The organism is Shewanella sp. DW31 (assembly GCF_015767295.1).
Taxonomy (GTDB): Bacteria; Pseudomonadota; Gammaproteobacteria; order Enterobacterales; family Shewanellaceae; genus Shewanella; species Shewanella oncorhynchi.
In genome coordinates this window covers 57,639-82,235 of record NZ_JADWMP020000023.1, presented here as the reverse complement: position 1 = coordinate 82,235, position 24,597 = coordinate 57,639, and the positions used below count along the sequence as shown (strand labels likewise).

At 44.7% G+C, this 24,597-nt stretch carries 20 protein-coding genes; 15 read left to right on the top strand and 5 right to left on the bottom strand.

Annotated elements, in window-relative coordinates; all coding sequences use genetic code 11:
* Positions 1–355 precede the first annotated feature (355 nt).
* Genes GWI56_RS17640 through GWI56_RS17630 form a run of 3 tightly spaced genes read left to right on the top strand, consistent with a single transcriptional unit; the run spans position 356 to position 2,260 of the window.
* Complete coding sequence (locus tag GWI56_RS17640) at positions 356–595, top strand: hypothetical protein (protein ID WP_242068433.1); 240 nt, start codon at positions 356–358, stop codon at positions 593–595.
* The gene (locus tag GWI56_RS17635) at positions 592–1,509 is read left to right on the top strand and encodes a helicase RepA family protein (protein ID WP_242068432.1); all 918 of its coding nucleotides are present in this window, start codon (positions 592–594) and stop codon (positions 1,507–1,509) included. Before GWI56_RS17640 ends, GWI56_RS17635 begins: the two co-directional genes overlap by 4 nt.
* Positions 1,499–2,260, top strand: a complete 762-nt coding sequence (locus GWI56_RS17630) for an ABC transporter ATPase (protein ID WP_198573652.1) — start codon at positions 1,499–1,501, stop codon at positions 2,258–2,260. Before GWI56_RS17635 ends, GWI56_RS17630 begins: the two co-directional genes overlap by 11 nt.
* Before the next feature lie 839 nt (positions 2,261–3,099).
* On the opposite strand, the gene GWI56_RS17625 is transcribed toward GWI56_RS17630, so the two are convergent.
* Complete coding sequence (locus GWI56_RS17625; RefSeq protein ID WP_198573651.1) at positions 3,100–3,570, bottom strand: hypothetical protein; 471 nt, start codon at positions 3,568–3,570, stop codon at positions 3,100–3,102.
* A 155-nt stretch (positions 3,571–3,725) separates the two neighbouring features.
* Complete coding sequence (locus GWI56_RS17620) at positions 3,726–4,421, bottom strand: hypothetical protein (RefSeq protein ID WP_198573650.1); 696 nt, start codon at positions 4,419–4,421, stop codon at positions 3,726–3,728.
* A 1,317-nt stretch (positions 4,422–5,738) separates the two neighbouring features.
* Between GWI56_RS17620 and GWI56_RS17615 the strand changes: the two genes are divergently transcribed.
* The 11 genes from GWI56_RS17615 to GWI56_RS17565 all read left to right on the top strand — a co-directional run bounded on the left by GWI56_RS17615 (position 5,739) and on the right by GWI56_RS17565 (position 21,330).
* The gene (locus GWI56_RS17615; RefSeq protein WP_198573649.1) at positions 5,739–6,095 is read left to right on the top strand and encodes a hypothetical protein; all 357 of its coding nucleotides are present in this window, start codon (positions 5,739–5,741) and stop codon (positions 6,093–6,095) included.
* Positions 6,082–8,058: a type IV secretion system DNA-binding domain-containing protein gene (locus tag GWI56_RS17610; protein ID WP_198573648.1), complete on the top strand. Its 1,977-nt coding sequence runs from the start codon at positions 6,082–6,084 to the stop codon at positions 8,056–8,058. Before GWI56_RS17615 ends, GWI56_RS17610 begins: the two co-directional genes overlap by 14 nt.
* Entirely contained in the window at positions 8,055–11,165 is a 3,111-nt protein-coding gene (mobF, locus tag GWI56_RS17605; RefSeq protein WP_198573647.1) for a MobF family relaxase, read from the top strand. Before GWI56_RS17610 ends, mobF begins: the two co-directional genes overlap by 4 nt.
* On the top strand, positions 11,166–12,788 hold the full coding sequence (locus GWI56_RS17600) for a hypothetical protein (protein ID WP_242068431.1): 1,623 nt from the start codon (positions 11,166–11,168) through the stop codon (positions 12,786–12,788).
* 146 nt (positions 12,789–12,934) lie between these two features.
* Complete coding sequence (locus GWI56_RS17595; protein ID WP_198573646.1) at positions 12,935–13,195, top strand: hypothetical protein; 261 nt, start codon at positions 12,935–12,937, stop codon at positions 13,193–13,195.
* 236 nt (positions 13,196–13,431) lie between these two features.
* Positions 13,432–14,244, top strand: a complete 813-nt coding sequence (locus tag GWI56_RS17590) for a hypothetical protein (RefSeq protein ID WP_198573645.1) — start codon at positions 13,432–13,434, stop codon at positions 14,242–14,244.
* Positions 14,245–14,275: 31 nt separating this feature from the next.
* Entirely contained in the window at positions 14,276–14,662 is a 387-nt protein-coding gene (locus tag GWI56_RS17585) for a hypothetical protein (RefSeq protein ID WP_198573644.1), read from the top strand.
* Positions 14,663–15,130: 468 nt separating this feature from the next.
* Positions 15,131–15,490, top strand: a complete 360-nt coding sequence (locus GWI56_RS17580) for a hypothetical protein (RefSeq protein WP_198573643.1) — start codon at positions 15,131–15,133, stop codon at positions 15,488–15,490.
* Between the two features lie 328 nt (positions 15,491–15,818).
* Positions 15,819–17,759, top strand: a complete 1,941-nt coding sequence (locus GWI56_RS17575; protein ID WP_198573642.1) for an ABC-three component system protein — start codon at positions 15,819–15,821, stop codon at positions 17,757–17,759.
* The gene (locus GWI56_RS17570) at positions 17,756–18,352 is read left to right on the top strand and encodes an ABC-three component system middle component 1 (RefSeq protein ID WP_198573641.1); all 597 of its coding nucleotides are present in this window, start codon (positions 17,756–17,758) and stop codon (positions 18,350–18,352) included. The genes GWI56_RS17575 and GWI56_RS17570 overlap by 4 nt, the downstream gene beginning before the upstream one ends.
* Positions 18,352–21,330 (top strand): AAA family ATPase, encoded by a 2,979-nt coding sequence (locus GWI56_RS17565; RefSeq protein WP_198573640.1) that lies wholly within the window; start codon positions 18,352–18,354, stop codon positions 21,328–21,330. The genes GWI56_RS17570 and GWI56_RS17565 overlap by 1 nt, the downstream gene beginning before the upstream one ends.
* Positions 21,331–21,584: 254 nt before the next feature.
* On the opposite strand, the gene GWI56_RS17560 is transcribed toward GWI56_RS17565, so the two are convergent.
* From GWI56_RS17560 to GWI56_RS17550, 3 genes are read right to left on the bottom strand one after another with little or no spacing between them, the layout of a single operon-like run.
* The gene (locus tag GWI56_RS17560) at positions 21,585–21,944 is read right to left on the bottom strand and encodes a hypothetical protein (protein ID WP_198573639.1); all 360 of its coding nucleotides are present in this window, start codon (positions 21,942–21,944) and stop codon (positions 21,585–21,587) included.
* Between the two features lie 2 nt (positions 21,945–21,946).
* Positions 21,947–23,113 (bottom strand): hypothetical protein, encoded by a 1,167-nt coding sequence (locus GWI56_RS17555; RefSeq protein ID WP_198573638.1) that lies wholly within the window; start codon positions 23,111–23,113, stop codon positions 21,947–21,949.
* A complete protein-coding gene (locus GWI56_RS17550; RefSeq protein ID WP_198573637.1) occupies positions 23,103–23,489 on the bottom strand; it encodes a hypothetical protein in 387 nt (128 codons plus the stop codon). The genes GWI56_RS17555 and GWI56_RS17550 overlap by 11 nt, the downstream gene beginning before the upstream one ends.
* A gap of 691 nt (positions 23,490–24,180) precedes the next feature.
* On the opposite strand from GWI56_RS17550, the gene GWI56_RS17545 reads away from it, so the two are divergent.
* On the top strand, positions 24,181–24,474 hold the full coding sequence (locus tag GWI56_RS17545) for a hypothetical protein (RefSeq protein ID WP_198573636.1): 294 nt from the start codon (positions 24,181–24,183) through the stop codon (positions 24,472–24,474).
* Positions 24,475–24,597 lie beyond the last annotated feature (123 nt).

Here is a 24,597-nt window from a genome sequence, read left to right as displayed (position 1 = left end):
AATTACTAAGATTGAAATGCTCATCGCTAGCTTAGTGATAATGATTTTGTTCGGAGTGGACATAATCAAAATCACCAGCAAGATTTTTACTTCAATATTGATAACAAGCTTTTAGTAACGAGAGGTAGCTGGCTTCTTTAAACAAACAGCATATTCATTGATTTGGTTAGCAGAAGTCTTTCACATGTGGAAGATCCACTGCGAGTTCATGGTTAGCATGAGCGGCCCTGTAGGCTATGGCCTACGTGGTTAAAGCGTATCGCCATAACCCCCCGTTAATCTGGCGCGAATGGGGTGGAGAGCTATCAACAGCCGCGATCGCAGTGCCTCAACTTTTTATTCGTTGAGGTTTGTTATGAACGTACAAATTCACCCTTCTTATTTCCGCAAGATTGTATTGTCGGAACCATTTTCACAAATGATCGATGTGGCGGCAGCGAGTGGCTCAATAACTCATAAGGCCTATGTGTGCCTAGCCATTGCTCATTTTTCTAAACTGCTTCCAACCTCTGTAAATCCAGCAGTAGAAGCTGAAATTAATCGCCGCAATACGATACTTGCTACCCAATATGGCATAGCTGGAGGTGTTGCATGAGCGAGTTCATGGAGAATTTTTCGTGGCTCGATTTGCGACACGCTGTAGAACATGAGCCTGCTCCCCTCGATTTTGTATTGCCAGGTTTCAAATCAGGTACTGTGGGGGCACTTGTATCGCCTGGTGCGACAGGGAAAACGATGCTTGCGTTACAAGCTGCCATCACAGTATCAGGTGGCCCTGACATGCTCGATTTCGCGGGTATGGACACAGCATGGCAGCGAACCGCTGGCCGAGTTGTATTCCTCACAGGTGAAGATCCTTGCGATGTGCTTAATGGGCGTTTTTACTCAATCGGTAAACATCTTAAAAAAATAGAGAAGGAAACAGTATTCACTAACTTACATGTTGCTCCCCTTGTTGGCCGTGGCGTGGATGTGATGACGATAGAATGGCGGCGCTGGCTTGCCAGCGTCACTCGTGATGCACGGCTAGTCATTGTTGATACGTTGCGGCGCTTTCACAAACTCGACGAGAATGACGGCGGTCACATGGCTGGACTGCTAGCCTACATGGAGCAACTTTGCCGTGAGAACTCAACAACAGTTCTATTCCTTCACCACACAAGCAAAGCAGGAGCTCTCAATAGTGGTGATGCCCAGCAAGCCAGTAGGGGCAGCTCAGTTCTGACTGACAACGCTCGATTTCAGGCGAATTTGATCGGAATGACTCTAGAGCAGGCTAAACAATTCAACATCGATGAAAATTGCCGCCGTAACTTTGTACGACTGTCATTCCCAAAGATCAATTATTCCGCACCGATAGAAGACCGATGGTTCCAAAGGGGAGTTGGAGGTGTCTTAGAACCAGCGCAGCTTTCGTATGGGGGCTCATCAAAATCGACGATGAAGGAGAAATATGGAAAGCCACGGTTAAGCAAAGTTGTTGGGGTGGGAGGCGAGAATGACTGGTAATGAAGCCGTGCCTACTAGCACAGTATTACAAGCGCGAGTCATGTTATATCAGCCATCGCTACGCCCAAAGGAAATGCAAGGCGATTGGATCTCAACATCGTTCGGTCGCTGTCGCGTCAATGGCCGCTTAGGGCAACGACATGCTGATGTGGTTGAGGCAATAATGTACACAGCAGAGCGTAAGAGAGAGATTTCTGATGGGGGTATTGAGTTATTGGTTGATCCAGCTAAAGTTCGTCGAATTTTGTCTGACCATAACTACAGTTTGTCTCGTCTACAGTCGTTGTTAAAAGACCTCCGAAGCGCAACAGTTGAAATTGTCACGCCAGAGCTTGAGCTGTCAGGAGATCGGATTATTGGTGGGCTGATCGATCACGTGATCCCTTCACCTAAAACGCGTTACAACCCACTTACAGGAGGTGAGCGTCACCTCTGGCGAGTAAGACTAGGCATTGCTCTAGTAATGCTCCTAGAGCGAGACCTCAATCTATACTACTCACCTAGACCTATAGCACGACTTCAACATGGAGTTAGTCAAGCTGTGGCTCGTCATGTGTTAACCCATCAAAACAATCCAAATGGTGGTTGGTACACTGATACTCTACTCCGAGCTGTATATGGTCAGAATATTACAAGCATGGATTTACGCAATGGCAGACGGCGCTTGAAGGAAGATAGAGAAGGTTTAAAGATGGTGGGCATTGAGTTATGCGAAACCGCAACTCGGATAATGCGTGCCACAGCGGCCTGATTGGATTTACTTTGCTGAGGAAAACGTGCCACAACGGCCCGATAGCGTGCCACAACGGCCCGATAGCGTGCCATAGTGGCCCGGTTGTGTGCCACAACGGCCCGATTTTGGCAGTATCTTTAGGATATTCAGTATATTCAGGGCGGCATAGCCTTCCGCCTTTATGGCGTTCGGCTAACCGCTAAGCTCTCTGGCCCTGCAAAACCTTTCCCCTTACCATACTGGCTAGGGGGATTCTTCGAACTTCTCAAACGGTTGAAAAGGATGCTGAAGGGCGGCCAATAAGCCGTCCTTAAATGAAAAGGGACATTTCCGCGTTAAAGCAATAACTCTAAAATGCAAATTTCGGATTAAAATTTATATGGATTACGTCCACATAAACCGCGCGAGCTTGCGAGCGTCGGGCGAACGAAGAGAGCGAATTTAATGTGCTTGTTAGTGACGTTCTTAGCAAGAGTTTGACAAGGAAGGAGTCCAATGCACATAGGAAGCGGGAGGAATACCCCCAAACCTAGCAGAAAAAGAGTGGCCCGAAAGTAGAATGAATTGACGCCTTTTAAAACGGATTCTTTGATTTTATTCAAGTTGCTTGCAAGCAAGCTATTTCTATTTTCGTTCATAGGTAGCACCTCGCTATTTTCCGTGGAGACTCGAACTCCAAAGTGATTTTTAAAGTTAACTGTTAAATCGTATGCTGCGACACAAACTGCCACAACGTTAGTTAAAATTTCGAACCACTCTCCCGCGCTACCTATGTGCACTGGGTCTCGTACATTAACATAAAACACCACAACTTACAAACTGTCCAGCGTACGCAGTACGTGAGTTGCAGCAGTTTGTTAGGCCTTTTTATATAGCTTTCGGAATGGGTTTTTTGTTGTTTCCCACTCCTCTTTTAATAAGACCCTTGCCTCCAAAACTATTTTATCTAACAAGTCTCTCCAGTTTGAGTAAGCATTATTATCAAGACCGGTTTTTGAAGGGTCTAGCAAGTCTAAAAGGTGAGATAGAAGATTGTTTGCAGCGACGTCGTCAGGTTTGAAGCGAAGACTAATTCTGCTATGGATATGTAAGGCGTCATATTTTAAACGATCCAACTCAGCAACTGAACTGGATTTCTTTTGTTGATCGGATTCTTGGTTGGATAATAAGTACAAATCTATCCACTGATGAGCCTTGCACGTATATTCAGAAATATCCTCTCTAAGCCCATCAATCCATGCCTGACGAAACTCCGATATTTTTACCCCTCTTGTTATAAATGCAGCTGTAATTACACCAGCAGCTACCCAGAGTGTTGCAGTTAGCATAGATTACTCCTGTGATGCCTAACGCCCGCTTAAGTGGTGAGCAACGCTACCACGATACTCAATTATTGCACCGTAAACACAAAAGCCAAATCAGACTAAAACCGCCGAGCGTTGCGAATCCGTCTTAAAGCGTTTGTTAACAGTATGCGTTCACCTTACTCTTCAACAATTACATGAATATCTATAGAGGAGCTGAGTGTAAACTTTTTGCGTCGATATTCGTTGATAGCATGATCACTATTGGTTTTATCTTTCGGAGGTACTGGTATCTCTGGTAATTCTTGAACCAAATATTTGCACTCTTTAGCGACTAAGTTGCGATCATCTAAGTCGCAGATATTGTCCATTAACTTTGATAGTTCATCTTGAACATCATCAATTTTTTCAACAATGTCGGAAGCAAGCATAGCACCGTTTGCGCCACTTTTAATTCTTTCTAGCTGATTCAATACCTTATGAACAGAGCCAATTATTCCAGTCCTAGCTTCAACCCGAATTACATCATGGTGTTTTGCTTTGGTTTGATACAAAGACTCCGATATGATTGCATCTGACAACCACTTTGAATCCGAATAGAGCAGTTGAAGCCCTTCTCTAAAATCTTTGTATGAGCTAATGCCTTGTAGTAGAAGAATTAATGTACCGATAACCGTTACTCGTGTTTTAATCGACCCTTCTTCAAACTCAATATTTATATCAAGCCCTTCAGATAAGAAAAACTCTGTACGACTTAACGCAAAGGCTCTTATGCTTTCTTTGAACGCTTCAAGCTGTTCTTCAGTTTCAATTCCCGCTGGCTCAACGTGAATATACGCCTGACTAAGAATGTTTTTATTTATGTAATCAGCCACGAAAATTCCTTAATACTGTTAACATTTTATTCGTGCGCATGCGTGTTTACCTCGTTAGACCAGTAAAAACGCACACGGTTAACTATCTGTATGCAAAGAACTTATCAGCTTTCTGCCAAATACACTATCTGGAAAAACGCACATGCGCGTTTTCCAAGCCTATTAACTAAAAGCCAGCTACTATAGTCATTTGATTTTATAGCGTTTTATTTGTTTCAGATGGAGTTGATGCGCACTGATATTGTCTTCAAATCATTCAAAAATACCTAAATTTAAATATGACTGTATACCCATACTTTGTTAGTCGATTTATGGTAGGGCCAAACATAGGTAACTAGATGAGAATTTGTATGGCAATAGGTGTAGGAATTTTCGATTGAGCTAACGAGCCGAAACACGGAATAGGGCAAAAGCGTGTTTGCGATAAGATGTTTACCATCATTTCTCCCAGGTGAACTTGCAGAGGAAAAGTAACGAACTGAATGATGTACAGCCTTACATTGAATCCCGATATCTGTGACCTGAAGATTAAATCTATCTACCCTTAGGCTTGTGTGCATTCCTTAAGCCCAATCTATTGTTTTTTGACCCCTAAAAACCAACCTGCATTCGTTGTTTATCTCAAAAGTCACTGAAACACTACCAATAGGTGGCTTTTCGGTGACTTTGGAGGGGGGAGGCTGTCTGAACTCTAGTTAATGCAACCGAAACACCATCAATAGGTCGCTTTTTGGTGACTACCAAGGAGAGTTGTGGCTGTTCTACATCAGAAAGCCATCAACAGGTGGCTTTTGGGTGAGACCTGCCTATTTTTACCCAGTTTCTGATTTGTCCAAATTGGGCAGTTTGGCGTGCTGGGATTTGCACATCTAAAGGCCAGAATCTCTCCTGAAATTCATCAATCAGGAGATAACGAATGAAACTTCATCCTCGGCAGTGCCAGCATTGTTCTGGCGCTTCAATTCTCGGAATTCTTGAGACTGCATCGGATTCAAAGTCGGTAGAGCAAGCTATCACATCGATCGCCAATAGCCTGATGTTTAGGGCAAGGAAATACCATGAGTATGAGACACGAATATTGGCAATTTCTTTCCTGCGAATGGTTGACACAATTCATCCCGCTCTATCGAGCGGGGGCCCCATCTCACAGCAAGAAAACTCCGAGCTTTGCCCGGATTTTTCTCCACACCCCACTCACCGCGAGTGGTCTGTCTCATCCGGCGCAGTAGCGCCTTCTGAGGGGACTCCCTGTACCTCTGTACACACGGAGTTGCAAGGGAGTTGCACACAAGAGAATCAGGGATAAGGGGGACTACAATGGGAGTTTCTAAGGCGTATCGCGTACAAATATATCCACCTAGACAAGTACATATTTTGTTGAAGGAATTAGCTAAAGAATCGGGGCAAACGGTTAGTAAAACGGCGGTGTCTTTGATCGAACAGGCGTTAAATAATGACTCAACATTGAGCGAAATCAGAAATGTACAAGTGGAACAGAAGGAGATTTATCAGCAGCTAATTAACCTGCTGTCGATCAACGTGGCAACCACAGATTTTCTGCTCAAAAAGACCTGCTCTGAGGATGAAATGGCTGAGGCTAAACAGGTCATTTCAGCGCGCACAAATGCTCTGCGTTCTCACTTTATTGGAGGGGACGATAATGGCAACGATTAGAAAAGGTCGAGTCGGTGACTTTGTTCGTGGTGCGGACACATGGCTTCATAGCCAGCAGATGTTGTTATTCAGCGGAATTTGGATCTTTCTGCCTGGTGTTTTGTTGGCGATTGTCGGTGGCCTGTTATACCTCTGGATAGACGCCGATAAATGTGTCTTGCAAAACGCTAGTACATATCTTTGGGCACAATTGAAGGCACTAGTACAACCATTTTCAAGCGTGACTATAGGAACCTGTGTTGCCCTAGATGGGCGCGACTCTCTGCCATCCTCTGTGGTGATAAATGAACCACTATTCCAGGAAGCTGCTGTTAATCTTCTCAAATCCTTTGGATGGGCTTTCATTTCGCTCTTTATACTGTACTTGCCTATTGGTGTTTATCTTGTTGTTAAGGCAGTTAAAAGAGGTAATGAGATTAAAGAAGACAAATATATTCGAGGGGCGAAACTTGTTTCATCCGAAAAATTGAAAGGAGAAATCGTAGAAAAGCATGGTGTCTCTGATTTAACCCTTGGAGATTTCCCCTTACCTACAGGATTTTCAAAAAAGCACACCTTGATTAGTGGCACAACAGGTGCCGGTAAATCTACAGCACTAACTCACTTGCTTAAAGCTATTCGTGCTCGTGGAGACCGGGCTGTGGTGTATGACAAGAAGGGTGAATTCGTAGAAATGTTCTATCGGGACGGAGTAGATCACATACTCAATCCGGCAGATAGTCGATCACATCAGTGGACTCCATGGGAAGAAATGGTCTCTCCATTTGATGCAGACTGGATAGCTGAAACACTTTTACCTAGTTCTAATAGTAACAGTGGTCCAGAGAAGTTTTTTACATCGGCTGCCAGAGCAGTTGTTTCTGCCGCACTTCAGAATTTATATCTAGACGGACCGAAGTCATTGCTTTCACTTCTTCGGGCGACAGCGTGGAATGACCTTGAGTTACTCAAAGAACTGGTTGCAGGCACTCCAGCAGCGACATATTTCAATGAAGATAACGAGCGAACTCTCGAAAGTATTCGTTCAACAATCGTAGATGGTGTTCGTCCACTTCGCCTGTTGAAAGAAGATAATAAAAAGGGATTCTTCTCTATAAGAGATTGGATAGCAGAAGGCGATGAACCTGATGCCGACGATAGTTGGTTGTTCTTACCAGTACGGGAAGCTGAAATAGAGATACAGAAACCTCTTATCTCGACCTGGATACAAGCTGCGGCCAAAGGGTTGATGGCGCGTGGGGTTAATAACGAGCGGACTCTTTGGATAGTTGTCGATGAGCTACCAAGTCTCAAAAAAATCCCCGCTCTTTCAATGCTAATGGCCGAAGGTCGAAGCTTTGGAGCGGCGGTTGTTTTGGGTATTCAGGAAATAAATCAACTTGAGGAAGAGTTTGGAAAAAACACCTCTAAAACCATACTTGGCTTGTGCTCCACGCAGCTTCATTTCCGGTTGAATAATGCCGACACTGCGGAATGGGTCTCCAAAGTATTTGGTGAAGCTGAGCGTGAGGAAGTTGATGAAGACTTAAACTACTCCGCCGATGACATTCGAGATGGAGTTCGGGTCAGTTCTAAACGTCAAAACCGAAAAATTGTGCTTCCCAGTGAAATCATGGATCTGCCTGACTTGTCTTGCTTTGCCAAAATTTGGGGTGTGGAGAGTAAAGCCCGTATTGATATTCCTTTCTTGAGGCTTCCGAAGATCGCTGACGGTTTTATTCAAGGTGATGAGAATGAGACTGTTGGTATGCGTCTGCTCAATGCCGCACGGGCCTTGAAAATGGAAGCTGATACTAACTTTGTTCCGAAAGAACTTTCCAATACGCAGGGTACAGATGAGTCTAAAGGGCAAGTGCCAAGCCCAAGTGATATAGAACAGGAAGTACATTCGGTGTTGGGAACGGTTGGAATGGATGATGATTTGGTATTTGGTCTGCTTGGAAAAGGAGACAAAAAATCATGATGTCTGCATCTTCTATTAGAAGTGCCGGAGCTGCCGGTCACTACTTTGAGCATGATGACTACTATGTGGACGGGCTATCTCCTTCAGCATGGATAGGTTCTGGAGCTGAGGCCCTTAGCCTTGCTGGTGAAGTGGAGCGGGAAACCTTTAAATCACTTTTGGAGGGACGGCTCCCAGACGGCCGACTGGTCGGCACTTTCCGGGATGGCGAGTGGAAACACCAACCAGGGTTCGACCTCACTTTTTCAGCACCCAAGAGTGTTTCTATCTTGGCAGAAGTTGCAGGCGATAAGCGGCTTCTCGAAGCCCATGACCGAGCAGTCCGAGCAGTTCTTCAACATATAGAGAACGAATATATCGTCACAAGGAACCGCAATCGTACCGAGAACACCTTGGAATACGAGAAGACAGGTTCAATGGTCGCAGCAACTTTCAAACATACAACCAGTCGTGCTCTTGATCCTCAGCTTCACACACACTGCGTGGTAATGAACTTAACACAGCGAAATGACGGCCAGTGGCGCTCAATGGAGAATAAACCAATCTTCATTGACCAAAAGCACCTTGGTCTGGTCTACCGTCAATTTCTCGCTCAAGAAGTTGGCTCACTGGGCTTTCGACTAGAGCACCAGGGTAAAGATGGGACCTGGGAGATTGCTGGGGTAAGTAAAGAGACTGTGCGTGAACTGTCGAAACGATCAGAGGCAATCGGAGATGCGCTGGAGGCTAGGGGAAAGACTCGTGAGACGGCCACGGCTAGGGAAAAGGAGACCGCCACGCTCGACACGCGGGATCGAAAGGTTGCCGCTGAGCGAGGTGAGCTTCTGAATCGCTGGCATGCCGAATTGGGCGAAGAGAAGCTGGCAGAATTGGAAGGGGCCATTGCTCAGTCTCGGGAAAACATCCCATCCCTGGATCTGCAATCCGAGGCGATTTTGGCGCGGGTTCAATTAGCCAACGAAGCCGTCATGTGGGCGACTGAGCACCTTGGAGAGCGTGATACATCTTGGACCCACCACGATCTAGTCAAAGAGGCTAGCCGTTATGCCGGATCGCGAGTACTACTTTCTGATGTTAAGAATACGATTGATGCTGCAATTGGCAGTGGTCAGCTCATAGATAAGTCGGTTAGAACCTTTGATAAGGTCAGCAAGCAAGAGATTGATGTGCGGGGATATACGTCGAAAGCGGCCATCGCCATCGAGGATGAGGTACTCAAGGAGGAATACCTTGGCCGCGACCGAGTTCAGGCATTATGCAGCCGGGAACAGGCGGCTGCGGCCATTTCCAATGCTGAGGAGAAGGCCAACGAATTTGGATATGAGTGGAACGCTGACCAAAGGAAAGCCACCCAGGGCATTCTGAGCTCCGAGAATCGGATCGTTGGAGTGCAAGGATTGGCCGGTACGGCTAAAACCAACTCCGTGCTCAGTACTGTTGCTGAAACAGCACGAGATATGGGATACGAAGTAAGAGGCCTTACTCCAACTAACTCGGCTGCTCAAAGTCTATCTGAGGGGGCGAATATTCCCTCAAGTACAATCCAAAGTTTTCTGGGGCAAAATCGCAATGAATGGGTAGAAGAAAAACGATTGCTCGCCCAAATCGAAAGAATAGACAGGCGGCTGGAACGGATCACGAAGGCCCTTGAAAACCCCGAAGTAGACCTAAAAACTGGTGCTCAGATCTCTGAAACCGCTCCCATTTACCAAAAGCGACTCGATGAACTTTGTTACGAACAAACAGAGTTAAAAAGTCAGCGGGAGGAGTTAGCTAAGGGAATACAACGGTCCCCTCAACTTTGGGTTGTTGATGAAGCATCAATGATCGGTACAAAACTTATGCGCGATCTACTTCAAAGAGCTAGCCAGGTAGGTGCTAGGGTTGTGTTGACTGGCGACGTCCGTCAGCTTGCTTCCGTAGAGGCTGGTGCTGCCTTTCGTCAGCTTCAGGCTCATGGAATGGAAACATATCGACTAGAAGAAATCGTTCGGCAGACGAACCGAGGCACAAGGGATGCTGTATACCTCTCCCTAATGAAAATGGCCTCTAATGCTCTCTGTCGATTACAGGAGAGTGGCAGCACGATAAAAGAATTGGTCACTCGTAAGAAAAGTGGAAAAATTGACCACGAGAAAAGTGGGGAAGCCCGCAGACAAGAGCTTGTGAAGGACTACATGGCACTCAGGCCGCAGGAGCGAGCCAACAGCATCATCCTCGAACCAAGTCGTGATGGCCGCCGTCGCACAAATGAGTTGGTTCGTGAGGCCTTAAAAAAAGAAGGAGCTTTGGGCGAAGAGCTCCGAACTAACCAGCTATCACCAGTCGATGCAACAGAAGCTGAACGGCGTATTGTAACATCGTATCAAAATGGGCAAATCGTCCGGTTTGCGCGTAGCTTCAAGCGTGAGGGCATCAAGAAGGGCCTGTATTATCAGGTTGTTGGTCGAGATAATCACGATATCTTGCTTAAGAAGTTCGGGGCCAATGAGCAGTCTGAACTGATTCGCTTCTCCCCTGAACTCTATGCGGCCAAGAACATCCAGATGTTCAACCTAACTGAAAGTGGTTTGGCCGTTGGTGAGACGATCGTCTGGCGTGATAATGATAAGCCGACTGGACGATTAAACAATGACACCGCCACAGTTGAGAAGATAGAAGGCACGAACGTAACCTTCAGACTTTCCAATGGTAAAACCTGTGAGTTTGATATGTCCAAAATGGCGAATTCCCATTGGGATCATGGGTATGCTATGACTGTACATGCTGCCCAGGGAAAGACAGCCCAGAACGTATTTGTTCACGCCGAAACCAGCCGAGAATCTTTATTGAACACAGAACAGTTCTACGTGCAGATCTCAAGAGCAAAGGACCGCGTGTATCTCTATACCGATTCAAAAGAAGGGCTGGTTCGAGCTGTAGAGCAGCGCTCAGGGCAGAAACAAACGGCTAAGGAAAGCAGTTACCAGTCGCTGGAACCGCTTGACCACTTGATTGATAAGCTATGGCTGCATCCAGAGTCAGGACGCTCGTTAGAGCAATTCGCGGATAGGGTTCAAGAACGCGATAAATCGAGAGGCGACAGACAGCACAGTCTAACAAGATGATTGCTGTCTATTGTCCAAATTGGGCAGTTTGGCGTACTGGCTAAACTGCCCTTTTATTTGAAAATGAAATGGATTCGAAACCAAAAGGGAGATCTAAAAGTGAAAGTTCTTTTTACGTCAATTGCTGTAATGACTGTACTGGCAGGTTGCTCCGCGACCATGCCTAACATCACCGGCAAAACTAAGACAGATACGTCGCTCCAACCAATTGACAAAACAGAGCCGAACATCCAGGCGGCACTGGCCGACATGAAACTTGTTGGATTCAAACAGGAAGATTTCGGTAGCGAGGAGGCATTCAACTCGGCAGCTAAGATGGTGGCAAACTTAGGTGCGGAATGGCAAACCTTCAACTTGTGGACAGCGGAGCTGCTAGGTCAAGAGAATCAAACGCAAGCCTTGGATCGCATTCGCACTGCCAACAATAAGCGACGCCAAGAACAAAGGCGATGGAGTTTCTCAAACCTAGATAGCAGTTCAGATAAAGCTAATGTGGCTATGAAATATGGATTCCATGATTGCTTCGATGACTCTAGCCAGTTGCTCTCCGTTGACGATTTTATCAGCCGCTATGCGCGTACTAATGTTGCCTCTTTCAATGGAACGGTTGAGCTTTATGAGCGATGTCTGATCAACGGAGGCAATGAGTGTACTAAGGACGGTCAGGAACTGAGCCTAGAGAAATTCTTGGTGAACTATAATGAAGCCGCCTCGCAGGAGAAAAAGGATCAAGCCTTTAATGAATATTATGAATACTGTGCTGTGCGAACTCCTGTTTCATCTATTCAATACGCTATCTCGTCCCATGACAATGATGTGATGGGTAGTCTTATTGCGGCGGTTGCATCGCGAGTTGGTTGGGATAGTGCGCTTAAAATGTCTCGTGATGTGTTAAACATGCAATCCAGATCTGGAGCAATGAATATAATTGCTGCCAACTTCTATAATTATCAACGAACTGGATACTTTGATGCGTTTGATATCAGACCTTACGCGATCGGGCGATCCAGTGTCATATCCGTAATGCACATGGGTGGTATATGTGCAGCGTTTGGTGCAGGTAATAGCAGCCAAGATAGTGACATCGAAATTGATGAGCTCGCTATCGCGCTCGGAGCTAAACCTCGTCAAGCGGATGGTGGTTATCACTGCTTGAAATGGACAGATGGTAACTGGAAACGTGTTGCTGATTACATTGCTGGCGAAAGCGAGGGTCTTCGCGAGTTTATGTCGGTGTACTCTCCTACATCCAACAGCTATCAGGTGCCTTATTGGAGCTATCCCGGTACGTATCAGCACGACTCAATTATTCAGACTCAACTCCTGAAAAAGGGAAGTGGTATTGCAAGTTACACTGAGAAAGTCACGGAGCGGGAAACCTGCTCAACATATGCGGCAGGCCATTCAGGACTGGCAACTTGGTCTTATCCTGCCTGTGATTACCTTGAAAAGGCAAGCGAGTCAATGAAGGCCAAAGAAAAAATGATGCAAATCGCAGGTCGGCTTGATGCCTATATATGCAGCCGGTCAGAGGCTGTGAATGGCTATGGCAAACCGGATCTGTCACGTTGTCCCACAGTCTTTTCTCGCGAACAGATAGAAGCTGGCGAACACAAACGCTAGATAATCGAATTCAATTTCTCCACTCATTCTTTTAGGGGCTAAGGCCCCTTTCTTTTTGTCCAAATTGGGCACTTTGGCATGCCATCTAACGCTTGCTCACCTGAGAAAATATTAGCTCAAAGAGAGTATAGATAAATGAGGACACTATGGCGGCAGATATTCAAGTTAACGGATTAGTACTTCCAATAAATGACGCTCATATTCATCAAAGACGAGGTGTAACCGCTGCAAGAACAGAATCCGGTGAACCTCTTCACTCCACGGTATTGAAGTGTGTCGATGGTCGATACACAAAAACATATTGTGGACTTGCCAGAGTCGATAATAGCGATGATTTTTTGAAGATCATGGAGTGGGGAGATCACTTCGAACCTATTGCTTCTTGGTATCAAGGGGGCACTCAATGATTATCAGTATTTTCAGAAAGATTTTCAGAAGAGAGCCCAAGCCTGATCTTTACTCTCAACTATCCAACCTTGTGACTGAAATGCGGAGTTATCAAGCTGACATCGAGTGCTTTCATTCAGACATCGAGGTGTCAGCTAGCCATTTTGAACACATTCTCGAAGCCAATAATTTCATTAGCGCAGAGTGGATTAACGGAAACCTACATGTAAAACATCGTCATTAAGAGGTAATTGGAATGGAATTGAACGAAAAAGCGAAAGTTGCGGCGCTCTATCAAGAACTTAGCAAAGCTGATGGCTCTGACCCCAACAAGTTGGTTGGGGAACTTGAATCAGCGGCTAAGTTAATTGTGCAAAGTATGAATAGTCATCCTATTAAAGATGAGCAGATGAAAACCAGCATTTTTGATTATGCTCATATGAATGAGCAGTATCGACAGCTATCTGAGCAGCAGATGAAAATTGTTGATTCGGTTCAGTTGCTAATAAAGCAAGTTGAAAGCATGGGGCACGAGAAACCAACTCAAGATAACTGGCTCTCTAAAACACTTTCTAACTATCAGCGGGGATATTTAGAGAATGATATTTTTACCGAGGCCGCAGGTGCTTTGGTTTGGATGGCGGCAAAGGCTATTCAGAAAATCTTTTTTGAGTCAGACAAGACAAAGCAGCAACAATCTGCACAGGAACTAAAAAAAGATATTGGGAAAATGACAAAAGCCCTTGGTGTTGAGTTATCACGCCTTCAATTTGAGGTCAAAACAGAACAGCGACATGGACTTATGTCTGAAGCCATCACTAATGCCAAGCAATTAGAACAAGGTGGTCAACAGAAAGAAGCCGACAGGCTGATTGTTAGCACCTATAACAAGCTATCCCAGTCTGCTAGAAAAGACTATAGCCAATATCAACCTCAACCAGAACATCATAAAGCTATAGCTCAAGCTCAAGTGAGAGAGAAAGTACGTCACTCCGCAATAGAAAACCAAAATCAACTAAGCAACGAGCCCAAAATAGATCGAGACAAAAACAAGTCTATTTCTCGTTAATTAATATTTTTAAGCAATTGAGGAAACTGAAATGAAAAAAGCAATTTTGTTATTGACTACTACAACTCTGCTTTGTTTGGCCGGGTGTGCGACTAAACCAGAAATCTATAGGACCTCACTAACTATTTTTAAGATCCCAGCAAGTGGTGACACTATTGATGTCACTTACAAGATTGAGCATGGCAAAGATTGCCTCATTACCATGGCGCTCGGTCCTCAAAGTAATGAACAGAAATATATGGCTGCTCTTGATGGGGAATCTCGACGTTGCTTGGAGGATGCAACAGGGGAAAGCCAAGTTGGATTGGACTTGGATTTGTCTGGTGCCCGTTATAATAACTCCGTGGTATTTCATTACCAGACAGGACCAAGCCCTTTAGAGGAACTAGTAGCGCTTAAGCCGGATGAGGCAAAATAAGAGTTACTCCAAATTTTAATTTTTTAAAAAAGGCAGGTTACCTGCCTTTTTTGCTATTTATAGTGGCTTAAAATTAACCAGACCTTGGTGTATGTTCGAGTAAAAATGATTCTATATAGGTATAAGTCCGAGGATTGCCGTGCCAAAAAACTATAGCACTAAGATAAGCAAAGCATTTGCTTACAAGAACTTAAAAGGGATTTTAGTAAGGCTAAAAGTTGTCTAGTGAAATAGTGGCGATTCAAAGATTGGAATGAGCTTTACTCTTTCTGCTATGAAATAGAGGAGGTCGCATTAGTTAGCAGTTTGGCTAGAGGTGGAGAGGCATTTGGTGATATAGATTTGTGTTTAAAAATAAGGCGCAGTAAACAGTTCAGTTACAGTGAGTGTAAGGACGATTATATCAAATGGAGGGAACAAGCTTTAGGGTATAAACCTCCGCCAATTGAATCGGGCGCAGAACGAGGCATGTTTGAACTAGATGTTAGTCGCTTTATTAAAAATCGTGATGGACGAATTGAAATATTGCGCTGGAACCAGTTCGAGCCAATATGCATGACCTTACAGCCATTTATAAAATTAGTAGAAAATTGCCGTGTGATCGCTACCGACGTTGAAAAATTAGAAAGGCACAGATCCACTTTTTCAGAAGAACAAGCATTGGAGATAGTGAAGAATGGTGTGCCAGAAGATCCAAGTGGAATCAAAGGTATATACTGGGAGTCCTATTGTTCCGCACTTAAGCTATATCCTGAGTTTATCAGAGACGTAATATTGGATAGGGACTCATACTGGGAAGCTTACAAGGCATATATTAACGATAATTGATAAAAACATAAGTTCTGTGGATCAGTCAGCATTCAACCTGATAAGCGGAATAATTAGAGAAGCTGTTCAGATCCAACTTGATAGACCGCAGAAAAAGAGCATTCATGATTTCGAGCTGTAATCACCTAGTTAGGCATCAGATGATATCAAAATACACCTAAGTAACGGATTTTTTAGTTTTTTATCCAAGACTGCATTATATTGCATGCCCAAGAAGACTTTTTTATGGCACTATTTGATGGTGCTGTCAGTTTAGGGGCCTTTTAAAATTCCGCTACTATCAAGTAGCAACCATTAGACAATACTTAATAAATTGTAATGTGACTGTATGCAGAAAAAACTTAGACTACTAAAAGCCGACAGATACGCTTACTTAGTTTGTGCTCAGATGATGTCGACCATGGTTGTGGCTTATCTCGAAGGGCGGTTGGCACCTAAATGGCTTGGATGTGAGCAAGGTGCTGTACCTGATTGGGATGACATTGTTCAGGAACTAAGTGATGGCTCTTTTCATCACACACAGGTCAAGCGTCAACTCACAGATTTTAGTAGTGAGAAGGCGAAACGCGCAGCTAAGGTTCCAAAAAAGAAGGTACCGGCTACGGTAACCTTGGTCACAACGCCCCCTTCGATAACGGTGCTACCGGATTTGAGTGCCTTCGATGAGTCGATCAAAGCCTTGGGAGCATGGTTTTTACATACGACAGCGCCCGATGGCAAGGAAAGAACCTTTTCTATGCTAGTTCCTGATCGACAAGTAAGAATTAAGAACGAATTTAGCATACGAAACTTCGAAGATTTTTGTGTAATGTGTAACAACAGCACTACTACTCCGGTCGGTTTGGAAGCGCACGCGCAAACAAATGTGGCTACAGCAAACATATTTGATTGGCTTACAACTTGGTGTGGCTTCACTGACTGGCCGCATATTCATAGAACTCTACGTAATTTGAAAATCGAAATTAAATCTCTCGAGCACGAGATTGAGCAGTCTTCGATGTCCCTTTTAGATAGATACTTCTCCCCTGCATCCGATGCATGGAAAATGATGTTGCAAGATCTGGAGTACAACGTCACTGATGCAGGTGCTGCAACACCTCGGCAAGTATTTACTTTGATTAGTCAATATCTTCGACCAGAGGCTGCGCTCTGGACGCAATACGCGTTGGAAGATACATCGTTTACTTGGGGCATTTCAGGTTGTGCTACGGGTCATGCGAATGGAATTGAAGAGCCAATGCAAACCGTCCCAATCTTTTGGAAAGACACCACCCAATCTGAGAAGAGATTCAAGCTTAGTGTGAAGTTCGATCAACAAAAGCTGTCGAAAGAGCCTCTTGCTCCCAGATTGATAAGGCTCGCACTTCATTTACGCGGACAGAGTCGCGCGAGCATATCCGAATTAAGTTCTTGGAACGCTGCGATTAGAGGCGCTCTAACTAATACGCTTGGAGTTACTTCGGATGATTTTTCTAATCTGCCATGGGTCGAAGCAAAGGAAACATCGTACTGTGTCGATTCTCGCCAGTTACTGCTTGTAGACACTAATCTCGAATGCGACAACTTCGACTCTGCCATGGGGAAAGTTATTTGGGAGCTCACTAAGAGCAATGTCAGTGGAGCGATTCGAGGTCTTCAGTTCGGCGATTTACAAGTTGGAGTCGATAGACTTTGGCGAACAATCTATCAGGTGCTCGATGCTGATCTCTCTAAGGCCAATGAGCTCCTAAGTCGCATGCTAAATCCTGCTAGTGAGGGGCTTGGCACGTTAGGCATTATGCGTGTTGGCCCTCGAACAGTTGATTTACTCTCATCCGGATTGATGATGTTGATGATTACTGCTGTAGCTCTTAAACGAGACGCAGATGTTGCGTCGTTGTTATCAGGTAATGATATTCGAGTTATCGCGCTAAAATACTGGGGAGGGCCTGCTTCTCCGCATCGGGTTACGAGGGCTTTAGTCGACGGTGACGATGACACTGATGTTGAAGATTTTTTAGGAAAAGAGGTTGCTAACATTATTCTAGTTTCTGAATCTCGTTCTTCTCACAGTGAATTAAATCGATTTACAATCGCTTCAGATAGATCTTCACAGGACAGCTTTGGCGCATCGAGACGTGCAATGCTTGCGGTCACAAACTCGAGGCAGTTCCAAGCAGCTGTAAGAAGCGGAACTATTAAAAAGGTGGCAGAGCTTTTAGAGCCTGAGCTCCAATTGAGAGGCCTTGCTAAAGAAGCAAATATTATGAAAACAGAGCTCATAAAATGATGAAAACTCGTAACATTGAAGCTCTAATCAAGAGTCGGACGCAAAACAGGTTTGATGTATCTGTGGACGAGTCACTTGCTGTTCTTGCAGAGCCATCACTAACTGACATTAATGCGCTGAAAGTACGGCGGACCGCAAAGCCTAATACTAGTGGCCGTACTATATTGCTGGCCGCCATCGACAAAATTGAAGACTGGAATCTTGTCGCACGGTGGACTGCTCAAGTTCGTGACATGTTGCCGGAACCAGAGACCTCGGATCTTTATCTCATTTTGCTCGCAGAGGGGTTCAGTCAACACAATCTTTCTCGCTTGGAAGCAGATGAACAATTTTGTCGCAAATATGTGGCTAGCTCTATCAATGAAATGCCGTTACTGCTCGACAGGACATTTTTGGGATCGCTATCCACTAGTGAGACTGGCGCCACAATTGTTGATCCTGTTACTGCTGCATTTCTGGCGACCCAAACTAAGCATGCTTGGCTCACGAACACTTTGCAGGATCGATGGTTAAAAACCTTCCTTAGTGATAAGACAGGTAAAGACTTGGTGCCTGACATTATCGAAAACGTTGCACCCGAGATGGACCTGTAATGGATACAATTGAACCTATCAAACTGAAATCATTAGTCCTCAACAATATTCGTCGTTTCGGTACCGATGTTGAGATTAAATTTGGGGCCGGGGCAACTATCTTGATTGCACCGAACGGTTCAGGCAAGACTGCTGTGCTAGAGGCCATTGAACTAGCGCTGACGTCCGACGTTAAGCGAGTTGCTGGTCGATGGGCCCCTCTTATTCGCGAAGGCGGAAACGAAGCTTCCGTCCAGATTGATTTTGGCGATTGGCAGCGCGAAGTGTCAGTTACAAAAGACAGAGTCAGCGTTATCAATGAGGGAAGACTAGACGAAATCTTCAATGACATATCCCCTGACGAAATTCCTTTTCTGCTGCGACTCACGCATCTACTTGACCAACGTGACACGGATTGGTTCTGCCAGCAAGGGAGTGTCGAGGCTGGTGGGCAGCTCTCAATGTTACCGCTGGGACGGCAAGCGTCTCAGATCAGCGCTACTGTGGCTCGGTTGAAGCCTGCAGTCTCTCGACGAATTAATGAATTGAGCGCTGTTATCACATCCAGGCAGCAACAGCTGGACGATTGGAATGCATTACTGAGGGTGCGCGACAGCGCCCGAACCGATTTAAGCAAGCCCTTGATTCCTCTATCAGTATTATCTGAAAGCTTGAAGCAAATAACAAATCCAACTGTTCTTCAAGAACTAAAAAGTATCGCAGCGATTCGTGAACATTGGGCAATTGCCAATACTGTCAACAGTCAGAACCTGGCTTCGATTGATGCAAACCTTAACAATCTTGCAGGATTGGTTTTGGTCCCAGTAACCTACGGAGAGATTTCAGAGTCGTTGGACCGTCTTCAGAAGGAGTTACAGACGGTCAAATCGACTCAGGGTGAATATCTGGCTCAAGGAAAAGTATTGAGCGAGCTAATAGAATCTGCTGATAACAACCACCGCCAGCTAATCGCAAAATCAGCAAAGATAAGACTTGAGCTTGATCGTAGGCGAACCTATGAAAAGACAACAGTTCAACTTGCAACACAACGACAACTGAGAGATGAGTGCCTTCGTTCACGTGAGCAGAAGAAGGAAGTCTTCGAAACAGTTCAGCAAGTCTATACGACAGCACTAACAGCAGAAGATACTATTGCCATGCTGAATGCCTTGGCTGGAACTATCATGCTGAAGCGTGACGCTCTCGCAACGGCGAGGCAGTCTTACGCACACTGGAAAGATGCAGAGTCGCGGAAGCGGGTAGAGGAGCAAAAACTCAGGACCGTTAGCGCTAAAATTGACACGCTGGGTGAGAAACTTCGTAATGCAGTTGCAGAAGTGGAAAGCGCTAATGCGGTGCATCAATCTGCAACGTCGGTGGTGTCAGCCTATCAAGATGCTGTCGGAGCAATTCGTGCTGCGGTTTCAACTGTTGCTGAGAAACTGCCGGTTGGAACTGATACCTGCCCTGTTTGTTTGGAAGCACATGGCGAACAGAAGTTACGTAATAGAATTTCGACCGCTCTTCAGGCAATCGACCCCCGTCTTATCGAAGCAACGGCTGTTCTTCGTTTGGCGGCTGAAAAATTAGAAACGGCGCAAAAGGCACAGCAGGAAACAAAAACTGAACTCAACGAAGCCCAAACGACTCAGGTTCGCTTGAATGAAACGATTGCCAGCATTAATTCGGAAGTTAAGACAGCCCGGGCAAACAGCCTTCTTATTGGGTTTGAGCTAGAAGAAGCGCGAGGTCGACTTGATGCTTTACAAAAGGAAGTAGACGACGAAGGCGCAGAGCTTGATACCAAACGTGCTACACAAGAGCCGCCGGTTAGTGTCGATATTATGACTCAGCTGACTACAAGTTTTAACTCCGCAAAAAGGGATTTGGCGGAATGTGAAGAAACTTTGAAGCGAATGGAAGAAGAAATTAAAGACACTATCGCTGCACTGAATACACTTGACCCGCTGGTAGTCAAGGACGCCACTTTTGAACAGGTCGAGCAAACTTTAAAGTCTCTTGACGAGGAAATACGATTGAGTGCTGCAGGGATTGAAGAAGTTCAAGCCAAGAAATCTGCTACAGCCAGAGCGCTTCTTGACATCGATGCTACGATAACTCGAATTAAACAGCAGGTTGATTTAGACCAAGGTCGCCTCGAGGCACAACGGACCCAGTGGGTATCTGTTACGGAGATGCTTATACCCCCGTCGAGTGAACAGTTGGAAACCGCTAAAGAAAAGGTGCTGCAGGATAAAGCCAGAGCTGAGGCTGCACGCTCAAAGCTCAGCGATATTGAGATGGAGCTCAACCGTATCGCTCAGGCTAACTCTTTAGTGTCCGCACAGCAGGAAGTTGATGCGGCAAGAGGCGAGAACTCTGAAGATGTTCATGCTCGGATTTTGATGGAGGCGTTAAAGAAACCTCAGGAAGAGCATGCACTGGCTAGTCAACGCAAAAATGCACTGGATGAATTTCACGCGCATTTGACCAGCGGTATAGAAATAATACGAGACAAAATTTCAGACGTTGTCCCATACTGGCAGGCAATATTGCGACGTATTGTTCAAGAGCCCCGTTTCTCTGGAACAAACTTGAATTACTACAAAAGCCGCACAAAGGACCATGCCTCAATTCAAGTATCTCTTGGTAATGAGCTTGTTGGAGTAGCTGATATAGCAAGTCAGGCTCAAATGACAGACTTACAATTGTCGTTTATGCTCTCGATGGCCACAGTCCATCAATGGTCACCTTGGAAAGCATTACTACTAGATGACCCCACTCAGCATCATGACCTGGTTCACGCCTCTTCGGTATTCGACGTTTTGCGTGACTTCATTTCTGAGCTTAACTTCCAAGTAGTTTTAACCACACACGATGCCCAACAAGCGCGCTTCTTGATGCGGAAGTTGAACAATGATGGCATCGATGTAAGACTCTGGAAATTAGAACCTTCTGAAAATGGAATGACAGCTAAACAAATAGGTGGTATCCAATAGATACAGATATAAAACCTCCAAAAATAAAGAGCATATTGGAAAAATGAGAGAATTTTTGTTGTGCTATTCTACTTAAGATGCAAATGCAGACCATCAATTTGACAATGCTATTATGTCTGTTAATGGCACAAATTTATTCAGCTCAAGCTCTGACATTGCCGTGTAAACTAGCAAAAGTCATGCTCTGGATTGTAATCAAATAATAGCTACATTCAGTTTATATCCTTAGATGAATGTGGCTTGCAACTGATTGGCTATCTTTTTTGTTCGGCTTCCTTTAAAGCTTTTCGCATTTCAGCTAGGTCAGCTTCAAGGCTATTCATTGATTGGCTATCAGATGCTTCCAACTGAGAGCGAAGTTTTTTGAGCTGCTTGATTCGCTCATCACGTTCAGCATCCTCAACCGAAAGAGCTGCTTTGTCATGCTCATTGAACTGGTCAAATTCAGTCCATGCTTTAGAAAAATCACGCTGAAATTCTTCTGAACGGATTTGTTGTTGAACTTCATGTGTTTTCTGTTGGATAAGAACTTCCTGTCTGCCGGATAAGGTAAAATAGATGATAATCGCTGTGATTGGACTGGCAATGATGATGCCATAAAGTACAGATTTCATTGTTAGTTACCTCCTTTGATGCCTGGCTGAGATACTGTAAAACTTGCTTCTGTTGAGTTGCTGAGGTTGGATGCTTCTTCTGTTTGTAAGCGCTCTGACGTTCTCATTGACAGGTTTCGTGATTTAGATGAACGGTTGTCTGTGCTTGCATATTGAGCGTCAGACGTTGATGCCTCTTTTGAGTTTGCTCTATTAGTCGATACTGAAAAGAGCGTGTCCTGGCTTTGTGACGTTTCCATCTCCCAGGTCTCACCAAATAGAGAGTTTCCTTTCCCAAACAGAGTGAACTCACCAATTGATGCCGAGATGTTTTTTGGATCAACAGAAAATGAGCCGCAGGACCACTCGTATTTTCCTTCATAGCGATAACCGCGACTTGTAGGTATTACACAGTTCTGCCCAAATTGCCTTTCCACAATCTTTTTGGCTTTATCTGGCAGGTCATTTCTCACCAATTGTTTGCCCATCGCGTTTGCTAGGGCTAATTTGATGCCAGAAATATTATTTCCGTTGAGTGGAATCCCATTGGATATATCTTCAAGAGTCGCTTCGGCAACAAGTCCGTAAAGTGCCCAACACATGCCATCTTCAACGAGTCTGTCTGATGGAATCCTAATAAACGATGGCATACCTGTGGTCGCCCAATTGAAGTTTGCTTGGTGCAACTCAACTTGGCACTGCCCTATAGTTTTTTCTTTGTTCCACGCCATGCAAGCCTGAACGCTGGTAACCAGGGGCTTAGGTTCTAGATCTGGAAATTGTGGAGCTTTGGGTTTTGTAATGAGCGCACAATGTTTGAGTACATTTGCCGTTCGCCCTTTCGCAGAATGACCTTTCTCTATGTATGTAAACAGTTCATTGAGCATTGCAAGAGGCGCTGTTTTAACCGCCACACGGTTAGTTATTTGATTCTGACGCCGAGATGATGTTTCGTCCGAATCACGTACCGAGGTTGAAGTGGTATCCCGTGTTTCCTCACCATTGCGTTGTTCTTCGCCCTTTTGTCGTTGTAATTCCATGCTGGTTTCATCGTTGATTGCTGTTTCTTTCTGTGTACGTTTTTCTTGCGTTGATTTCTGCCCTACGGTTGCGCTCTCCTGAGCAAGTAAGTTACTAGAGTAAGCAACCAACGTAAAAGCAACCACACCCAATAAATGCTTACTTCTCATGATGAAAGGCCTCCTTTAGTACTTCGATTTGCTGAATACTTTTGATGCTAGGCTCTATTAACCAGGCATATCTGTACCTATCGATACTTTTACAGAGAGCAACGATATATTGGTCTGTATCCGGAAGGCCTAATGTTAAATCTTCAATCTCTGCGGCCATGAAAGCGGATAAGTCATCAAGCGCAGCTTTGCTTAGAAATTCAGCTAATTCCTGTGCATCTTTTCTGTTTTTGCACAGCAAAACCTCCGGCCAGAGCAAGTCACCATCTGGCCCCCGATTGCCGGGTTGAGCGGGCGGATCTAACCTGACTACCCAAAGCTCTTGTTGTTCATGTGCCGCAGCAGGTGTTAGCACTTCAATACCATTTAGCTTCATAAAAACCTCTTAGCGTTGTTGATTGCAGAGTTATTTTGCTGCGGTAATACACTAAACATGGCACGTCAAACTGCCCGTTTTGGACAAATACCTTATATCTAGAGTTAGATGTGAATATCCCGAGTGAGATTAGGTCGGTGCAGTTTTGAATTGGTATGTTAATGGTTTTTAATAATTTTTTAGGTAGCGTTACATGTCACGAATATTAAGTGTGACATGTAACGCAACTACTCAAGCATATATGGGAACGTTGCACGCTTAAGTTTTGAGCATATTGGTTTGCTGCACGATTACTGCTTAAACATATGGGACGGTTGCACGATAGGAACTGCCAAAGCCCAATTTTTGGTGTTTAGTGAACAAAATGAAGGCTTAATTGCTCGTATGCAGTCTGTTTTATTGGGCTGGAGGGGGCATGTGGGGCCGTTGCACGGTTAACTAGAAGGTATATGGGAGTGTTGTACAGTTAGCCTAAACGGAGGATTTTTAATGCTTATACGTCAAAATAGAATGAGGCTACGTGTAGGCGAAGAAAATTATACCCCAAAACGTTCTATGAACGTGAAATTAGACTCACACAACATATCAAGCTTGACCAAATTTAAGTAATGTTACAGTGTATTTAAAAAATAAGGCGTTACAAGTTTTTTAGGCCTACCCTCTTAGTATTAGGCGTCAGCCAAGGAATTATATGAAGGAAAGTATTTCTATTGCTAGAGATAGCCTTAATTCAGTTTTAGACAACTTTCGTTCGAAAGGTAAAATTGAAGTAAGTACAATTGAAATTATTGAGGCATACATGGGAGGATTTCACCAAAATCGTGGAATAACTCCTTCAACGTCATGGAATGCCCAGTTTGGTAAATATCTAAAATCCAATTCAACTGCTCTTAACATTGAAGAATCATCTTCAAAACAAAAGATCACTGTTAATGGTAGCCAAACAACAACTTCGTTCTGGCGCCTAATAGCCTCAAATGTATAATGGGCATGAATTAGCATCCAAACCTGTTGGCTAAATTTTGCTCAATTTCTTGTTTCGTATGACTGAACTAGCTCTGGTTGGTACTGGCCTGTTGACTTAATTTTAGTAATTCTACAAAGTGTC

Coding starts and splice junctions, on each gene's coding strand:
- GWI56_RS17640 (WP_242068433.1), top strand. CDS start 356: ATGAACGTACAAATTCACCCTTCTTATTTCCGCAAGATTGTATTGTCG.
- GWI56_RS17635 (WP_242068432.1), top strand. CDS start 592: ATGAGCGAGTTCATGGAGAATTTTTCGTGGCTCGATTTGCGACACGCT.
- GWI56_RS17630 (WP_198573652.1), top strand. CDS start 1,499: ATGACTGGTAATGAAGCCGTGCCTACTAGCACAGTATTACAAGCGCGA.
- GWI56_RS17625 (WP_198573651.1), bottom strand. CDS start 3,570: ATGCTAACTGCAACACTCTGGGTAGCTGCTGGTGTAATTACAGCTGCA.
- GWI56_RS17615 (WP_198573649.1), top strand. CDS start 5,739: ATGGGAGTTTCTAAGGCGTATCGCGTACAAATATATCCACCTAGACAA.
- GWI56_RS17610 (WP_198573648.1), top strand. CDS start 6,082: ATGGCAACGATTAGAAAAGGTCGAGTCGGTGACTTTGTTCGTGGTGCG.
- mobF (WP_198573647.1), top strand. CDS start 8,055: ATGATGTCTGCATCTTCTATTAGAAGTGCCGGAGCTGCCGGTCACTAC.
- GWI56_RS17595 (WP_198573646.1), top strand. CDS start 12,935: ATGGCGGCAGATATTCAAGTTAACGGATTAGTACTTCCAATAAATGAC.
- GWI56_RS17590 (WP_198573645.1), top strand. CDS start 13,432: ATGGAATTGAACGAAAAAGCGAAAGTTGCGGCGCTCTATCAAGAACTT.
- GWI56_RS17585 (WP_198573644.1), top strand. CDS start 14,276: ATGAAAAAAGCAATTTTGTTATTGACTACTACAACTCTGCTTTGTTTG.
- GWI56_RS17580 (WP_198573643.1), top strand. CDS start 15,131: ATGTTTGAACTAGATGTTAGTCGCTTTATTAAAAATCGTGATGGACGA.
- GWI56_RS17575 (WP_198573642.1), top strand. CDS start 15,819: ATGCAGAAAAAACTTAGACTACTAAAAGCCGACAGATACGCTTACTTA.
- GWI56_RS17570 (WP_198573641.1), top strand. CDS start 17,756: ATGATGAAAACTCGTAACATTGAAGCTCTAATCAAGAGTCGGACGCAA.
- GWI56_RS17565 (WP_198573640.1), top strand. CDS start 18,352: ATGGATACAATTGAACCTATCAAACTGAAATCATTAGTCCTCAACAAT.
- GWI56_RS17560 (WP_198573639.1), bottom strand. CDS start 21,944: ATGAAATCTGTACTTTATGGCATCATCATTGCCAGTCCAATCACAGCG.
- GWI56_RS17555 (WP_198573638.1), bottom strand. CDS start 23,113: ATGAGAAGTAAGCATTTATTGGGTGTGGTTGCTTTTACGTTGGTTGCT.
- GWI56_RS17550 (WP_198573637.1), bottom strand. CDS start 23,489: ATGAAGCTAAATGGTATTGAAGTGCTAACACCTGCTGCGGCACATGAA.
- GWI56_RS17545 (WP_198573636.1), top strand. CDS start 24,181: ATGAAGGAAAGTATTTCTATTGCTAGAGATAGCCTTAATTCAGTTTTA.